Origin of the sequence: Allohoeflea poritis (assembly GCF_027889715.1) — a bacterium.
GTDB lineage: Bacteria > Pseudomonadota > Alphaproteobacteria > Rhizobiales > Rhizobiaceae > Hoeflea_A > Hoeflea_A poritis.
On the sequence record NZ_JAPJZH010000001.1, the window covers coordinates 142,076 to 154,616 of the forward strand.

General features: G+C 59.6%; 23 protein-coding genes. All 23 read right to left on the reverse strand.

The features are described 5' to 3' along the window. Positions 1–139: 139 nt before the first annotated feature. The 23 genes from rplQ to rplB all read right to left on the reverse strand — a co-directional run bounded on the left by rplQ (position 140) and on the right by rplB (position 12,525). Positions 140–571, reverse strand: coding sequence for a 50S ribosomal protein L17 (rplQ, locus tag OOZ53_RS00630; RefSeq protein ID WP_271087343.1), 432 nt, complete (start codon positions 569–571; stop codon positions 140–142). A 39-nt stretch (positions 572–610) separates the two neighbouring features. Further along, on the reverse strand, positions 611–1,621 hold the full coding sequence (locus OOZ53_RS00635) for a DNA-directed RNA polymerase subunit alpha (RefSeq protein ID WP_136657420.1): 1,011 nt from the start codon (positions 1,619–1,621) through the stop codon (positions 611–613). A 96-nt stretch (positions 1,622–1,717) separates the two neighbouring features. Continuing rightward, the gene (rpsK, locus tag OOZ53_RS00640) at positions 1,718–2,107 is read right to left on the reverse strand and encodes a 30S ribosomal protein S11 (RefSeq protein WP_136657421.1); all 390 of its coding nucleotides are present in this window, start codon (positions 2,105–2,107) and stop codon (positions 1,718–1,720) included. 142 nt (positions 2,108–2,249) lie between these two features. Beyond that, positions 2,250–2,618: a 30S ribosomal protein S13 gene (gene rpsM, locus OOZ53_RS00645; RefSeq protein WP_271087344.1), complete on the reverse strand. Its 369-nt coding sequence runs from the start codon at positions 2,616–2,618 to the stop codon at positions 2,250–2,252. 249 nt (positions 2,619–2,867) lie between these two features. Then, positions 2,868–3,518: an adenylate kinase gene (locus OOZ53_RS00650; RefSeq protein WP_271087345.1), complete on the reverse strand. Its 651-nt coding sequence runs from the start codon at positions 3,516–3,518 to the stop codon at positions 2,868–2,870. Next, the gene (secY, locus tag OOZ53_RS00655) at positions 3,515–4,855 is read right to left on the reverse strand and encodes a preprotein translocase subunit SecY (RefSeq protein WP_271087346.1); all 1,341 of its coding nucleotides are present in this window, start codon (positions 4,853–4,855) and stop codon (positions 3,515–3,517) included. Before secY ends, OOZ53_RS00650 begins: the two co-directional genes overlap by 4 nt. A 215-nt stretch (positions 4,856–5,070) precedes the next feature. After that, entirely contained in the window at positions 5,071–5,550 is a 480-nt protein-coding gene (gene rplO, locus OOZ53_RS00660; RefSeq protein ID WP_271087347.1) for a 50S ribosomal protein L15, read from the reverse strand. A gap of 14 nt (positions 5,551–5,564) precedes the next feature. After that, positions 5,565–5,765, reverse strand: a complete 201-nt coding sequence (gene rpmD / locus OOZ53_RS00665; protein WP_271087348.1) for a 50S ribosomal protein L30 — start codon at positions 5,763–5,765, stop codon at positions 5,565–5,567. Between the two features lie 14 nt (positions 5,766–5,779). Next, positions 5,780–6,340, reverse strand: coding sequence for a 30S ribosomal protein S5 (gene rpsE / locus OOZ53_RS00670; RefSeq protein ID WP_271087349.1), 561 nt, complete (start codon positions 6,338–6,340; stop codon positions 5,780–5,782). A 42-nt stretch (positions 6,341–6,382) separates the two neighbouring features. Next, positions 6,383–6,745 (reverse strand): 50S ribosomal protein L18, encoded by a 363-nt coding sequence (gene rplR, locus OOZ53_RS00675; protein ID WP_271087351.1) that lies wholly within the window; start codon positions 6,743–6,745, stop codon positions 6,383–6,385. A 12-nt stretch (positions 6,746–6,757) separates the two neighbouring features. Further along, a complete protein-coding gene (gene rplF / locus OOZ53_RS00680; protein ID WP_271087352.1) occupies positions 6,758–7,291 on the reverse strand; it encodes a 50S ribosomal protein L6 in 534 nt (177 codons plus the stop codon). Positions 7,292–7,329: 38 nt separating this feature from the next. Continuing rightward, positions 7,330–7,728: a 30S ribosomal protein S8 gene (gene rpsH, locus OOZ53_RS00685; protein WP_271087353.1), complete on the reverse strand. Its 399-nt coding sequence runs from the start codon at positions 7,726–7,728 to the stop codon at positions 7,330–7,332. Positions 7,729–7,740: 12 nt separating this feature from the next. Beyond that, positions 7,741–8,046, reverse strand: a complete 306-nt coding sequence (rpsN, locus tag OOZ53_RS00690) for a 30S ribosomal protein S14 (protein ID WP_271087354.1) — start codon at positions 8,044–8,046, stop codon at positions 7,741–7,743. A gap of 26 nt (positions 8,047–8,072) precedes the next feature. Beyond that, the gene (gene rplE / locus OOZ53_RS00695; RefSeq protein ID WP_271087355.1) at positions 8,073–8,630 is read right to left on the reverse strand and encodes a 50S ribosomal protein L5; all 558 of its coding nucleotides are present in this window, start codon (positions 8,628–8,630) and stop codon (positions 8,073–8,075) included. Beyond that, on the reverse strand, positions 8,623–8,934 hold the full coding sequence (gene rplX, locus OOZ53_RS00700) for a 50S ribosomal protein L24 (RefSeq protein WP_271087356.1): 312 nt from the start codon (positions 8,932–8,934) through the stop codon (positions 8,623–8,625). Before rplX ends, rplE begins: the two co-directional genes overlap by 8 nt. Positions 8,935–8,944: 10 nt before the next feature. Then, on the reverse strand, positions 8,945–9,313 hold the full coding sequence (gene rplN / locus OOZ53_RS00705; protein WP_271087357.1) for a 50S ribosomal protein L14: 369 nt from the start codon (positions 9,311–9,313) through the stop codon (positions 8,945–8,947). A 77-nt stretch (positions 9,314–9,390) separates the two neighbouring features. Then, complete coding sequence (gene rpsQ / locus OOZ53_RS00710) at positions 9,391–9,621, reverse strand: 30S ribosomal protein S17 (protein ID WP_271087358.1); 231 nt, start codon at positions 9,619–9,621, stop codon at positions 9,391–9,393. Between the two features lie 12 nt (positions 9,622–9,633). Continuing rightward, positions 9,634–9,834 carry a 50S ribosomal protein L29 gene (rpmC, locus tag OOZ53_RS00715; RefSeq protein WP_271087359.1) on the reverse strand — a complete coding sequence of 67 codons (201 nt, stop codon included), beginning with the start codon at positions 9,832–9,834 and terminating at the stop codon, positions 9,634–9,636. Between the two features lie 11 nt (positions 9,835–9,845). Further along, positions 9,846–10,259: a 50S ribosomal protein L16 gene (gene rplP / locus OOZ53_RS00720; RefSeq protein ID WP_271087360.1), complete on the reverse strand. Its 414-nt coding sequence runs from the start codon at positions 10,257–10,259 to the stop codon at positions 9,846–9,848. A 36-nt stretch (positions 10,260–10,295) separates the two neighbouring features. Further along, on the reverse strand, positions 10,296–11,003 hold the full coding sequence (rpsC, locus tag OOZ53_RS00725; RefSeq protein ID WP_271087361.1) for a 30S ribosomal protein S3: 708 nt from the start codon (positions 11,001–11,003) through the stop codon (positions 10,296–10,298). Further along, positions 11,003–11,392 (reverse strand): 50S ribosomal protein L22, encoded by a 390-nt coding sequence (gene rplV, locus OOZ53_RS00730; protein ID WP_271087362.1) that lies wholly within the window; start codon positions 11,390–11,392, stop codon positions 11,003–11,005. The genes rpsC and rplV overlap by 1 nt, the downstream gene beginning before the upstream one ends. A 2-nt stretch (positions 11,393–11,394) precedes the next feature. Then, on the reverse strand, positions 11,395–11,673 hold the full coding sequence (gene rpsS / locus OOZ53_RS00735) for a 30S ribosomal protein S19 (RefSeq protein WP_271087363.1): 279 nt from the start codon (positions 11,671–11,673) through the stop codon (positions 11,395–11,397). A 15-nt stretch (positions 11,674–11,688) separates the two neighbouring features. Continuing rightward, positions 11,689–12,525, reverse strand: coding sequence for a 50S ribosomal protein L2 (gene rplB, locus OOZ53_RS00740; protein WP_271087364.1), 837 nt, complete (start codon positions 12,523–12,525; stop codon positions 11,689–11,691). Positions 12,526–12,541 lie beyond the last annotated feature (16 nt).

The window sequence follows — 12,541 nt, forward strand, 5'->3', positions numbered from 1 at the left end:
CTCCAATAGAATCCCTATCCTATATAAATAGTGAGCAATTACCGATCAAAAAGGCTGGAGCAAGACAAGTCGAAATCATCTACAAAACGAAAAAAGGCCGGGGCAAAACCCGGCCTGTTCAGCTTTCAGGTTGCAGTTCTTACGCTGCTTCGGTTTCCTCGGTGGCCTCTTCCGCCTCGATGCGGGCAAGGTCCTTCGCGCCCTTGGCATCCGCATCGCGGTCGACGAATTCAACGACGGCAAGCGGTGCATTGTCACCCTTGCGGAAGCCGGCTTTCATGATGCGGATATAGCCGCCGTGACGGTCGGCATAGCGGGTGGCAATTGTGTCGAACAGCTTGCGCACCATTTCGACATCGCGGACCTTCGAGATCGCCTGGCGGCGGGCATGCAGGTCTCCCCGCTTGCCGAGCGTGACAAGTTTCTCGACGATCGGACGGATTTCCTTGGCCTTCGGCAAGGTGGTGACGATCTGTTCGTGCTCGATCAGGGACGCCGCCATGTTGGCAAACATTGCCTTGCGGTGGCTGGCGGTCCGGTTCAGCTTGCGGCCTGACTTACGGTGGCGCATGAGCCTTCTCCTAAATTGCGGGCGCGCCCGCGGGTTCGGTTAGTATTGGTCCTCGTAGCGCTTGGCGAGATCTTCGATGTTTTCCGGCGGCCATGCGGGAACTTCCATGCCAAGATGGAGCCCCATGGAAGCCAGAACTTCCTTGATCTCGTTAAGCGACTTGCGTCCGAAGTTCGGTGTACGCAGCATTTCCGCCTCGGTCTTCTGAATCAGATCGCCGATGTAAACGATGTTGTCGTTCTTCAGGCAGTTCGCGGAGCGTACGGACAGTTCCAGTTCGTCGACTTTCTTGAGCAGAGCCGGGTTGAAAGCCAGTTCCGTTGCCTGGACTTCCTCGACCTCTTTCTGCGGCTCGTCGAAGTTGATGAACACGCCGAGCTGGTCCTGCAGGATGCGGGCGGCGAATGCGATCGCATCCTCGCCGGAAACCGAGCCGTCGGTCTCGAGCGTCATCGTCAGACGGTCATAGTCGAGAACCTGGCCCTCACGGGTGTTCTCGACCTTGTAGGAGACCTTCTTGACCGGCGAATAGAGGCTGTCGACCGGAATGAGGCCGATCGGCGCGTCTTCGGCGCGGTTGCGGTCGGCCGGCACGTAGCCCTTGCCGTTCTGAACCGTGAACTCCATGCGGATCTCGGCGCCCTCATCGAGAGTGCAGATGACGTGCTCGGGATTGAGAATCTCGATGTCACCGACCGTCTGGATGTCACCGGCAACCACGGTGCCGGGGCCCTGCTTGCGCACGACCATGCGCTTGGGCTCGTCGCCTTCCATGCCGATGGCGATTTCCTTGATGTTGAGGACGATGTCCGTGACATCTTCGCGTACACCCGGGATGGACGAGAATTCATGCAGAACGCCGTCGATCTGGACCGCGGTGACGGCAGCGCCGCGCAGCGACGACAGCAGCACACGACGCAGGGCATTGCCGAGCGTCAATCCGAAGCCGCGTTCAAGCGGTTCGGCAACCAGGGTCGCCTTTGTGCGGCCCGCAGCGCTGAACTCGATCTTGTTCGGCTTAATCAGTTCCTGCCAGTTTTTCTGGATCATTTGATTACCTTCCGTTCCTTACCACCATCCAATCGTGGCAACAGAGCTGGAGCGCCGAGCGGAGCGGATACCCGCTCATCGGCAGACGATCGCACGTTAGACGCGCCGCTTCTTGCGCGGACGGCATCCATTGTGCGGGATAGGCGTGACATCGCGGATTGACGTGATGGTAAAGCCGGCGGCCTGCAGTGCGCGCAGCGCCGATTCACGTCCGGAGCCGGGTCCGCAGACCTCGACCTCAAGCGACTTCATTCCGTGTTCCTGCGCCTTCTTGGCACAGTCCTCGGCAGCAATCTGCGCCGCAAACGGCGTCGACTTGCGCGAACCCTTGAAACCCTTGGCACCGGCGGACGACCAGGCAATCGCATTGCCCTGCGCGTCGGTGATGGTGATCATGGTGTTGTTGAACGTCGAATTCACGTGGGCAACGCCCGACGAGATATTCTTGCGCTCGCGACGGCGAACGCGTGTGGCTTCCTTTGCCATTACGACCCTTTCATCGATCTCTACACCGCCGTAATTCCAGCGGCTCCACCAGCCGGGGCGCTATGACCGCCCCAACAATTCTTACGCAAAAAGCCGGCTTCCCGATCAAGGAGCCGACCCTTACCGGAGCGTTTCCGGCTGCTTACTTCTTCTTGCCTGCGATCGCCTTTGCCGGACCCTTGCGGGTGCGGGCATTGGTGTGCGTGCGCTGACCGCGAACCGGCAGGTTGCGGCGATGGCGCAGACCGCGATAGCAGCCCAGATCCATCAGGCGCTTGATGTTCATCGCCGTCTCGCGGCGCAGATCGCCTTCGACCTGGTAGTCGCGGTCGATCGCTTCACGGACCTGGATGACTTCGGCATCCGAGAGTTCGTTGACACGGCGCTCAGCAGGAATACCGACCTTTTCGGTAATCTGCTTGGCAAATGCCGGTCCGATCCCGTGAATATACTGCAGCGCGATGACGACGCGCTTGTTCGTTGGAATGTTGACGCCAGCGATACGGGCCACGTCTAGTCTCCTTGCCTTCCAAGCCAGAATGGCCTGGCCGGTTTGATATGCAGCCGCCGGGCTGCTGGTTGCTCATAGCCGGGACATGTATAAGCGATCAGCCCCGGTTCTCTCTTTCGAAAACCGCGCCAATCGCTCGACAATCTCGAATTGGCGGGTTTCTAACGGACTCGATATGCAATCGTCAACAGTCCAGGTGCCTAAAATCAGGCGCAATGCGTATTTTTGGCGAATAAATTCCCCACAGGCTCACAGTGTGGCCAGCAGATTGTCGATCTGCGCCGTGACATCATCGATATTGGCCATACCGTCAACCGGCCTGATCAGGCCTTTTGCATAGTAATAGCCCAACAGCGGCGACGTTTCCTTGTAATAGGCCTGCAGCCGCGTGCGCACGGTATCCGGTTTGTCGTCCGGGCGCCGCTTGAACTCGGTCGAGCCGCATTTGTCGCAAACGCCTTCCTGGGCAGGTTTCAGAAATTCATCATGATAGCCGGCACCGCAATTGGCGCAGGTGTAGCGGCCTGCAATGCGATCGACGAGCACGTCGTCATCGACCTGCATCTCGATCACGGCCGACAAGGGCATGTCCTTTGCTTCAAGCATTGCCGCGACCGCATCCGCCTGGGCAAGTGTGCGCGGGTAGCCGTCGAGGATAAACCCGTTCTGACAATCCGGCTGGTCGAGGCGCTCCGACACGATGGCATTGACGATATCGTCCGAGACAAGCTTGCCCGCATCCATGACCGCCTTTGCGCGCAGCCCGACCTCGGTGCCGGCCGCCACAGCCGCCCTCAACATGTCGCCGGTCGAAAGCTGGGGTATGCCGTGCTTTTCCACCAGCCTGTGTGCCTGGGTCCCCTTCCCCGCACCCGGCGGGCCGAGCAAAATCAGTCTCATCGTCCCCTCTTTCCTCCCCGAAGCTTGGATTTCTTGATCAGCCCCTCATATTGCTGGGCGATCAGATGGCCTTGAACCTGTGCGACGGTATCGAGTGTCACGCTGACGACGATCAGAAGCGATGTCCCGCCGAGATAGAACGGAATGCCGGTCTGGGCGATCAGCACCTCGGGCAGAAGACAGACGAAGATAAGGTAGATCGCGCCGACAACCGTGATGCGTGTCAGCACGAAGTCGATATATTCGGCCGTGCGCTCACCCGGCCGGATGCCGGGAATGAACCCGCCATGGCTCTTCAGATTGTCAGCCGTATCCTTCGGATTGAAGACGACGGCCGTGTAGAAGAAGGCAAAGAAGCCGATCATGACGGCATAGAAGAGCATGTAGAGCGGCTGGCCGTGACCAAGCAGCGCCAGCACCGTCGTCGCCCATCCGGGCAGATCGGTCGTGCCGGAGAAGCCGGCCAACGTCGCCGGCAGCAACAGCAGCGAAGAAGCGAAGATCGGCGGGATGACACCGGCCGTGTTGAGCTTCAACGGCAGGTGCGAGGAATCGCCCTGGAACATGCGATTGCCGACCTGGCGCTTGGGATACTGAATCAACAGCCGCCGCTGCGCGCGCTCCATGAAGACGATGAAGGCGATGACCGCGATGGCGATGACGATGACCATGATGATCAGGCCGGTCGACATCGCGCCCGTGCGGCCGAGTTCCAGCATGCTGGCGATGGCGCCGGGCAGCGCGGCGACAATGCCGGCGAAGATGATCAGCGAAATACCGTTGCCGATGCCGCGTGCGGTGATCTGCTCACCGAGCCACATGAGGAACATGGTGCCGCCGACAAGCGTTATGACCGTTGAAATGCGGAAGAACCAGCCCGGGTCGGTGACAATATTCGTGCCGGATTCCAACCCGATCGAGATCCCGTAGGCCTGCATGGTCGCCAGAAGCACGGTTCCGTAACGCGTATACTGGTTTATGACCTTGCGGCCCTGCTCGCCTTCCTTCTTCAGTTGTTCGAGCGTCGGCACCACCGACGTCATCAACTGCATGATAATGGAGGCGGAAATATACGGCATGATGCCGAGTGCGAAGATCGCCATACGCTCCACGGCGCCGCCGGCAAACATGTTGAACAGCCCGAGGACGCCGCCAGCCTGCTGCGCAAACGCCTGCGCAAATGCTTCGGGGTTGATTCCGGGCAGCGGGATATAGGTGCCCAGCCGATAGACCAGAAGCGCACCCAGGGTAAACCAGATGCGCTTCTTGAGATCCTCGGCTTTCGCGAAGGCAGAAAAATTCAGATTGGCTGCGAGTTGTTCGGCTGCAGATGCCATACGAAATCTCCGAGAGACCCGGCCCCATTTACCACGACGATACGGACATACCGCAGGACAGGGTCACCTTTGCTGTTGTCGGGGCGTTTGTGCAATAGGACATAATGACCATGCGACGTACGCCCCTTCATTGACGCCCACAATGGGTAACTTGCGTGCGTCACCCATATGGGAACAAAAGAGCCCATTGCAAATCACAACGGGCCACCTTCTGTTTACTCGGCAGCCTCGGCGGCCGCGCCGGTGATCTTGATCGATCCGCCGGCCTTTTCAATCTTCTCGATCGCCGATTTGGAAGCACCGGCAACTTCGAGCTTGAGCTTGGCCTTCAATTCGCCGTCCGACAGGATGCGAACGCCGTCTTTCTCGCGACGAATGACGCCCGCTTCAAGCAGCGCAGCCGCATCGACCGTCTTCTTGGCGTCGAGCTTCTTCGCATCCACGGCAGTCTGAAGCCGGCCCAAGGAAACGATATTGAAGTCCTTCTTGAATATGTTCACGAAGCCACGCTTGGGAAGCCGGCGGTAGATCGGCATCTGGCCGCCTTCAAATCCGTTGATGGCAACGCCGGAACGCGATTTCTGGCCCTTGACGCCGCGGCCGCTTGTCTTGCCCTTGCCGGAACCGATGCCCCGACCGACACGCTTGCGATTTTGCGTGGCGCCTTCGTTGTCACGAATGTCGTTCAGTTTCATGTTTTCAACTCCCCTCAGCCTTCGTCGACGACGCGCACGAGGTGACTGACCTTGCGGATCATGCCGCGCACGGCCGGGGTATCTTCCAGGGTGCGGCGGCGGTGCATCTTGTTCAGTCCGAGTCCGACCAGCGTCTGACGCTGCTCGGCCGGGCGGCGGATTGGGCTACCGATCTGCTCGACGGTAACCGTCTTGCCCTTTTTCTTTTCAGCCATGACAGTCCGCTTCCTTACTCTTCATTGCCGATGATGGATGCGCGGCGTGCCTGCAGCGTCGAATATTTGATGCCGCGCTGTGCAGCGATATCCTTGGGGTGCATCTGGTGCTTGAGCGCATCGAACGTGGCGCGAACCATGTTGTACGGGTTCGAGGATCCGGTCGACTTGGCAACCACATCCTGCATGCCGAGCGTTTCGAAAACAGCACGCATCGGACCACCCGCGATGATACCGGTACCGGGCTTGGCGGAACGCAGCAGGACCTTGCCGGCGCCGTGGCGGCCGCTCACGTCATGGTGCAGCGTGCGGCCGGACCGCAGCGGCACGAAAATCATGTTGCGCTTGGCAGCTTCGGTCGCCTTACGGATCGCTTCCGGCACTTCACGGGCCTTGCCGTGACCGAAGCCGACGCGGCCCTTCTGGTCGCCGACAACCACCAGTGCAGCGAAACCGAAGCGGCGGCCGCCCTTGACGACCTTCGCGACGCGGTTGATGTGTACGAGCTTGTCGACGAATTCGCTGTCGCGCTCGTCCTCCTTACCGCGATTGTCGCGGCGTGCTTCTCTTGCCATTGTCCTTGTCCTTTTTCTTTTCCGGGTGCAACGGGCAGTTGGTTAGAAATTCAGGCCGGCTTCACGCGCGGCTTCCGCCAGCGCCTTGATACGGCCGTGATAGATGAATGCGCCGCGATCGAAGACCACTTCCTTGACGCCCGCCTTGGAGGCGCGCTCGGCAACGAGCTTGCCGACGGCGGCGGCGGCATCCTTGTCGGCGCCGGTCTTCAGCTTCTTGCGCAGATCGGCATCAAGCGTGGAAGCGGCGACAATGGTATTGCCGGCCTCATCGTCGATGATCTGGGCATAGATGTTCTTCGAAGAACGGTGAACCGACAGGCGCGGACGCCCGTCGGCGACCGATTTGAGCTGGCGGCGGACACGCGCGGCACGACGCGCAAGTGTTTCTTTCCTGCTGGCCATTTTGCGTAATCCTTACTTCTTCTTGCCTTCTTTGCGGACAATCCGCTCTTCGGCATATTTGACGCCCTTGCCCTTGTAGGGCTCCGGCTTGCGGAAACGGCGGATCTCGGAAGCGACCTGGCCAACCTGCTGCTTGTCGATACCGGTAACCACAATCTCGGTCGGTTTCGGGCAGGCAATCGAGATGCCGTCCGGCGTTTCGTAAATCACATCGTGGCTGAAACCCAGCGCAAGCTGCAGGTTTTTGCCCTGCATGGACGCGCGATAGCCAACGCCGTTGATTTCCAGCTTGCGCTCATAACCGTCGGAGACGCCGGTGATGATGTTTTCAATCATCGTGCGGCTCATGCCCCACTTGGAGCGTGAATCCTTCGACTGGTCGACCGGGGAAACCACGACCTGATTTTCTTCCATTTTTACAAGAACTTCGTCATTGACGACGAAGCTCAACTCACCCTTCGGTCCCTTGGCGGTGACCTTCTGTCCCTCGACAGTCGCAGTGACGCCGGCGGGAACCGAAACGGGCTTTTTACCGATACGAGACATTTTTCAAACCTGTCTGACCGTTATGGAGGCCCGTCACATCAGAAGATGTGACAGAGAACCTCGCCACCAACATTCTGTTCACGCGCCTCGTGGTCGGCCATCACGCCTTTCGGGGTGGAAAGGATGGAGATGCCGAGGCCGTTCGAGACCTGCGGAATGGATTTCACCGAGACATAGACGCGGCGGCCCGGCTTGGAAACGCGAGCGATTTCGCGAATGACCGGAGCGCCCTCAAAATACTTGAGTTCGATGTTGATCTCGGATTTGCCGTTGTCGTATTTGACCTCGGAATATCCGCGGATATAGCCCTCGGACTGCAGCACGTCCAGAACGCGGGCGCGCAGCTTGGAGGCCGGGGTCGAAACCGTCGCCTTGCGGCGACCGGCTGCGTTACGGATACGGGTGAGCATATCGCCCAGCGGATCAGTCATAGCCATTTGCCTGTCTCCTTACCAGCTGGACTTTACGACGCCCGGAACGCGACCGAGCGAACCGAGTTCGCGCAGTGCAATACGGGACATCTTGAGCTTGCGATAATAGGCGCGCGGACGGCCCGAAACTTCGCAGCGGTTGCGAATGCGGGTCTTCGATCCGTCGCGGGGCATCTCGGCAAGCTTAAGCGTTGCCTTGAACCGCTCTTCGATCGGCGCTTCCTGGTTCCTGATGATCGCCTTCAGCGCTGCACGCTTTTCGGCATGAGCCGCAACCGTGCGGCGACGGCGCTTGTTCTTTTCGACTGCGCTAACCTTAGCCATGTCAAATATCCTCTCTACGCTTGCCGTTACTGCCGGAACGGGAAGTTGAACTCTGCCAGCAGAGCCCGGGCTTCGTCGTCCGTCTTGGCGGTCGTACAAACGATGATATCCATGCCCCAGATCTGATCGACCTTGTCATAATCGATCTCCGGAAACACGATGTGTTCCTTGATGCCCATGGCGAAATTGCCGTTGCCATCAAAGCTCTTGGGGTTGAGACCCCGAAAGTCGCGAACGCGCGGCAGCGCAATGTTGACCAGGCGATCCATGAATTCATACATGCGCGTCTGACGCAACGTCACCTTGGCACCGATCGGCATGCCTTCGCGGACCTTGAAACCCGCGATCGACTTGCGCGCGTGGGTCACGACGGCCTTCTGACCTGAAATCGCTGCGAGATCCTCGGCTGCCGCCGCGGGCCTCTTGGAATCCGTTGTTGCTTCGCCAACACCCATGTTGATCACGATTTTCTCAACACGGGGAATTTCCATGACGTTCTTGTAGGAGAACTTCTCCTGCATGGCCTCGCGAATGCGGTCGCCATATTCGGTCTTGAGCCGCGGCTCGTAATTTGCCTCAGCCATCGATTACTTCTCCTGAACGCTTTGCAACGCGAACCTTGCGGCCGTCATCATTGATCTTGAAGCCGATGCGGGTCGGCTTGCCTTCGCTGTCGGCCACGGCCAGATTGGACAGGTGGATCGACGCTTCCTTGCTGATGATGCCAGCCTGCTGGGTCTGCGTCTGCTTCTGGTGGCGCCGGACCATGTTGATGCCACGGACAAGCGCCCGGTTTTCCTTCGGCATCACCTGGATGACCTCACCTGTGCGGCCTTTGTCCTTGCCGGTCAGTACAACGACACTGTCGCCTTTGCGGATCTTCTGCATCGTTATCTCCTTAAAGAACTTCCGGCGCCAGCGAGATGATCTTCATGTGCCGCTTCGCGCGAAGCTCGCGCGGGACCGGCCCGAAGATACGTGTGCCGATGGGTTCCTGCTTGTTGTCCACCAGGACCGCCGCGTTCTTGTCGAAACGGATGACGCTGCCGTCCTGCCGGCGGATATCCTTGGCCGTGCGCACGACGACCGCTTTCATGACATCGCCCTTCTTGACGCGGCCGCGCGGGATGGCTTCCTTGACCGAGACCACAATAATGTCTCCGACGGATGCGTATTTCCGCTTCGAGCCGCCCAGCACCTTGATGCACATGACACGACGGGCGCCGGAATTGTCAGCGACGTCGAGGTTTGTTTGCATCTGAATCATGTCAGACCGCCTTCTTTCACTTGCCCGGGGTTTCGTTCGGCCCCGGCGATTTCATTGTCTTGTCGGTTCGGACAAACCTATTCGGTAACCACCGTCCAGCGCTTGTCCTTTGAGATCGGCGCGCATTCCTGGATGGAAACCTGGTCGCCGGTCTTGAACTGGTTGCTTTCGTCATGCGCCTTGTACTTCTTGGAGCGGCGCACGGTCTTTCTCATCATCGGGTGGGCAAAGCGACGCTCAACGCTCACGACGATGGTCTTGTCGCTCTTGTCGCTGACGACAGTGCCCTGCAGAATGCGTTTTGGCATTTTTGTCGGTCCTTAGGCCTTGGCTTCTGCCGCCTTCTGGCGGGCAATTGTCTTGATGCGCGCGATATCGCGACGGACTTCCTTGATGCGAGAGGTCTTCTCGAGCTGTCCGGTGGCCTGCTGGAAGCGCAGGTTGAACTGCTCCTTCTTCAGCTTGGCCAGCTCATCGGTCAGCTGGTCGGCACTCATCACACGTACATCTACGGCTTTCATGGTCTTGCTTCCTAGTCTGCTATGCGCTGTACGAAGCGGGTTTTCACCGACAGCTTGGCCGCGCCCAGGCGCAGGGCCTCGCGGGCGATTTCCTCGCTGACACCGTCGATCTCGAACATGATCCGGCCGGGCTTGACCTTGCATGCCCAGTATTCAACCGAGCCCTTGCCCTTACCCATGCGAACCTCGGTCGGCTTCTGGGTGACCGGGGTATCGGGGAAGATGCGAATCCACACGCGCCCGGCACGCTTCATGTGACGGGTGATGGCACGGCGGGCAGCCTCGATCTGACGCGCGTTGACGCGATCAGGCTCCTGGGCCTTGAGGCCGTAGGAACCGAAGTTCAGCTTCGTGCCACTGGATGCGACACCCTTGATACGGCCCTTGTGCTGCTTGCGGTACTTCGTACGCTTTGGCTGCAACATTTTGTTTTTCTCCGAACTGACTTACCGCGCGGATGTCTACGCGTTTTCGCGACGACGTCCGCCACCGCCCTGATTGTCATTTTCCGTTGCACGGCGTTCCGAGGCCATCGGGTCGTGCTCAAGGATCTCGCCCTTGAAGATCCAGACCTTGATGCCGCAGACGCCATAGGCAGTGTGCGCTTCGGCGGTGCCGTAGTCGATATCGGCACGCAGCGTGTGAAGCGGAACGCGGCCTTCGCGGTACCATTCCGTGCGGGCGATTTCCGCGCCGCCGAGACGGCCGCCGCAGGTGATACGGATGCCTTCGGCGCCCAGACGCATGGCCGACTGAACGGCACGCTTCATGGCCCGGCGAAACGCGACGCGGCGCTCGAGCTGCTGGGCGATCGACTGGGCGACCAGCGTGGCATCAACCTCGGGCTTGCGAACCTCGACAATGTTGAGGTGCGTTTCCGAGTTGGTCATCACGGACAGCTTGCGGCGCAGCTTCTCGATATCCGCGCCCTTCTTGCCGATGATGAGGCCGGGGCGTGCGGAATGGATCGAAACACGGCACTTCTTGTGCGGGCGCTCGATAACGACCTTGGAAATGGCCGCCTGCTTGAGCTCCTGCGTCAGGTAATCGCGGATCTTCAGGTCTTCCTGAAGCAGATCGCCATATTCGCCCTTCTCGGCGAACCAGCGCGAATCCCAGGTACGGTTGATGCCGAGGCGAAGGCCGACCGGATTAATCTTCTGACCCATTACGCGGCCTCCCCTTTTTCCTCGACTTCACGCACGACGATTGTCAGGTGCGAGAACGGCTTTTCGACGCGCGATGCGCGACCGCGGCCGCGGGCGTGAAAACGCTTCATGACGATCGACTTGCCGACATAGGCTTCGGCGACGACCAGCGAGTCGACGTCGAGATCATGGTTGTTTTCAGCGTTGGCAATCGCGGATTCCAGCGTCTTCTTGACGGTTTCCGAAATACGCTTGCGCGAGAATTCCAGATCCGCCAGAGCGCGCTCGACCTTCTTGCCGCGGATCATCGCAGCCACAAGATTGAGCTTCTGCGGGCTGACGCGGATCGTGCGGGCAACCGCTTTTGCCTCGTTGTCCTTTAGCCGGCGCTCGGCCTTGGCCTTGCCCATTGCTACTTCCTCTTCGCTTTCTTGTCCGCTCCGTGACCGTAATAGGTACGGGTCGGGGAAAATTCACCGAGTTTGTGTCCGACCATGTCTTCGGACACCGAAACCGGAATATGTTTGCTGCCGTTGTAGACACCGAATGTCAGGCCGACGAACTGAGGCAGGATGGTGGAGCGGCGGCTCCACGTCTTGATCACCTCGTTGCGGCCGCTTTCACGAACCGTCTCCGCCTTCTTGAGCAGATAGCCGTCAACAAACGGACCTTTCCAAACTGAACGAGCCACTTGAGACTTCCTCTCTTACTTCTTGCGCTGATGGCGGGAGCGCATGATGAACTTGTCGGTCGACTTGTTGGACCGCGTACGCTTGCCCTTGGTCGGCTTGCCCCAAGGGGTGACCGGGTGGCGGCCGCCGGAGGTGCGTCCTTCACCACCACCATGCGGGTGGTCGATCGGGTTCATGACAACACCGCGGACCGTCGGGCGCTTGCCGAGCCAGCGCGAACGACCGGCCTTGCCGTCGTTGCGGTTGGCGTTGTCCGGGTTGGATACAGCGCCGACCGTCGCCAGGCAGCTGCCCGGAACCAGACGCTGTTCACCGGAGTTCAACCGCAGGATGGCCATGCCCTGGTCGCGTCCAACGAGCTGGACATATGTTCCGGCCGAACGTGCGATCTGACCGCCTTTGCCGGGCTTCATTTCCACGTTGTGGACAATGGTGCCAACCGGCATCGACTGAAGCGGCATGGTGTTGCCGGGCTTGACGTCAACGGCGGACTGCGAGGCAATCACCTTGTCGCCAGCGGACAGCCGTTGCGGCGCCAGGATATAAGCCAGTTCGCCGTCGTCATATTTGACCAGCGCGATAAACGCCGTGCGGTTCGGGTCGTATTCCAGGCGCTCGACCGTGCCTTCGACGTCGAACTTGCGACGCTTGAAGTCAACGATGCGATAGGTGCGCTTGTGGCCGCCACCGCGATGACGGACGGTCATGCGACCGGTATTGTTGCGGCCGCCCTTTGCCGACAGGCCCTCGGTCAACGCCTTGACCGGCTTGCCCTTGTGAAGGCCGGAGCGATCGACAATGACCAGCTGGCGCTGGCTCGGCGTCGTCGGCTTGAAAGATTTCAGTGCCATTTGCTTCTTCTTTCCT

Excerpts from the sequence above, each read along its gene's own strand:
- rplB (WP_271087364.1), bottom strand. The coding sequence starts at position 12,525 with ATGGCACTGAAATCTTTCAAGCCGACGACGCCGAGCCAGCGCCAGCTG.
- rplR (WP_271087351.1), bottom strand. The coding sequence starts at position 6,745 with ATGGCCAGCAGGAAAGAAACACTTGCGCGTCGTGCCGCGCGTGTCCGC.
- rplX (WP_271087356.1), bottom strand. The coding sequence starts at position 8,934 with ATGCAGAAGATCCGCAAAGGCGACAGTGTCGTTGTACTGACCGGCAAG.
- secY (WP_271087346.1), bottom strand. The coding sequence starts at position 4,855 with ATGGCATCTGCAGCCGAACAACTCGCAGCCAATCTGAATTTTTCTGCC.
- rpsN (WP_271087354.1), bottom strand. The coding sequence starts at position 8,046 with ATGGCTAAGGTTAGCGCAGTCGAAAAGAACAAGCGCCGTCGCCGCACG.
- rpsK (WP_136657421.1), bottom strand. The coding sequence starts at position 2,107 with ATGGCAAAGGAAGCCACACGCGTTCGCCGTCGCGAGCGCAAGAATATC.
- rplN (WP_271087357.1), bottom strand. The coding sequence starts at position 9,313 with ATGATTCAGATGCAAACAAACCTCGACGTCGCTGACAATTCCGGCGCC.
- rplO (WP_271087347.1), bottom strand. The coding sequence starts at position 5,550 with ATGAAACTGAACGACATTCGTGACAACGAAGGCGCCACGCAAAATCGC.
- rpsE (WP_271087349.1), bottom strand. The coding sequence starts at position 6,340 with ATGGCAAGAGAAGCACGCCGCGACAATCGCGGTAAGGAGGACGAGCGC.
- OOZ53_RS00635 (WP_136657420.1), bottom strand. The coding sequence starts at position 1,621 with ATGATCCAGAAAAACTGGCAGGAACTGATTAAGCCGAACAAGATCGAG.
- rpsH (WP_271087353.1), bottom strand. The coding sequence starts at position 7,728 with ATGGCTATGACTGATCCGCTGGGCGATATGCTCACCCGTATCCGTAAC.
- rplQ (WP_271087343.1), bottom strand. The coding sequence starts at position 571 with ATGCGCCACCGTAAGTCAGGCCGCAAGCTGAACCGGACCGCCAGCCAC.
- rpsQ (WP_271087358.1), bottom strand. The coding sequence starts at position 9,621 with ATGCCAAAACGCATTCTGCAGGGCACTGTCGTCAGCGACAAGAGCGAC.
- rplF (WP_271087352.1), bottom strand. The coding sequence starts at position 7,291 with ATGTCTCGTATCGGTAAAAAGCCCGTTTCGGTTCCCGCCGGCGTCACT.
- rplE (WP_271087355.1), bottom strand. The coding sequence starts at position 8,630 with ATGGCTGAGGCAAATTACGAGCCGCGGCTCAAGACCGAATATGGCGAC.
- rpmD (WP_271087348.1), bottom strand. The coding sequence starts at position 5,765 with ATGGCTGAAAAGAAAAAGGGCAAGACGGTTACCGTCGAGCAGATCGGT.
- OOZ53_RS00650 (WP_271087345.1), bottom strand. The coding sequence starts at position 3,518 with ATGAGACTGATTTTGCTCGGCCCGCCGGGTGCGGGGAAGGGGACCCAG.
- rpsC (WP_271087361.1), bottom strand. The coding sequence starts at position 11,003 with ATGGGTCAGAAGATTAATCCGGTCGGCCTTCGCCTCGGCATCAACCGT.
- rpmC (WP_271087359.1), bottom strand. The coding sequence starts at position 9,834 with ATGAAAGCCGTAGATGTACGTGTGATGAGTGCCGACCAGCTGACCGAT.
- rplV (WP_271087362.1), bottom strand. The coding sequence starts at position 11,392 with ATGGGCAAGGCCAAGGCCGAGCGCCGGCTAAAGGACAACGAGGCAAAA.
- rplP (WP_271087360.1), bottom strand. The coding sequence starts at position 10,259 with ATGTTGCAGCCAAAGCGTACGAAGTACCGCAAGCAGCACAAGGGCCGT.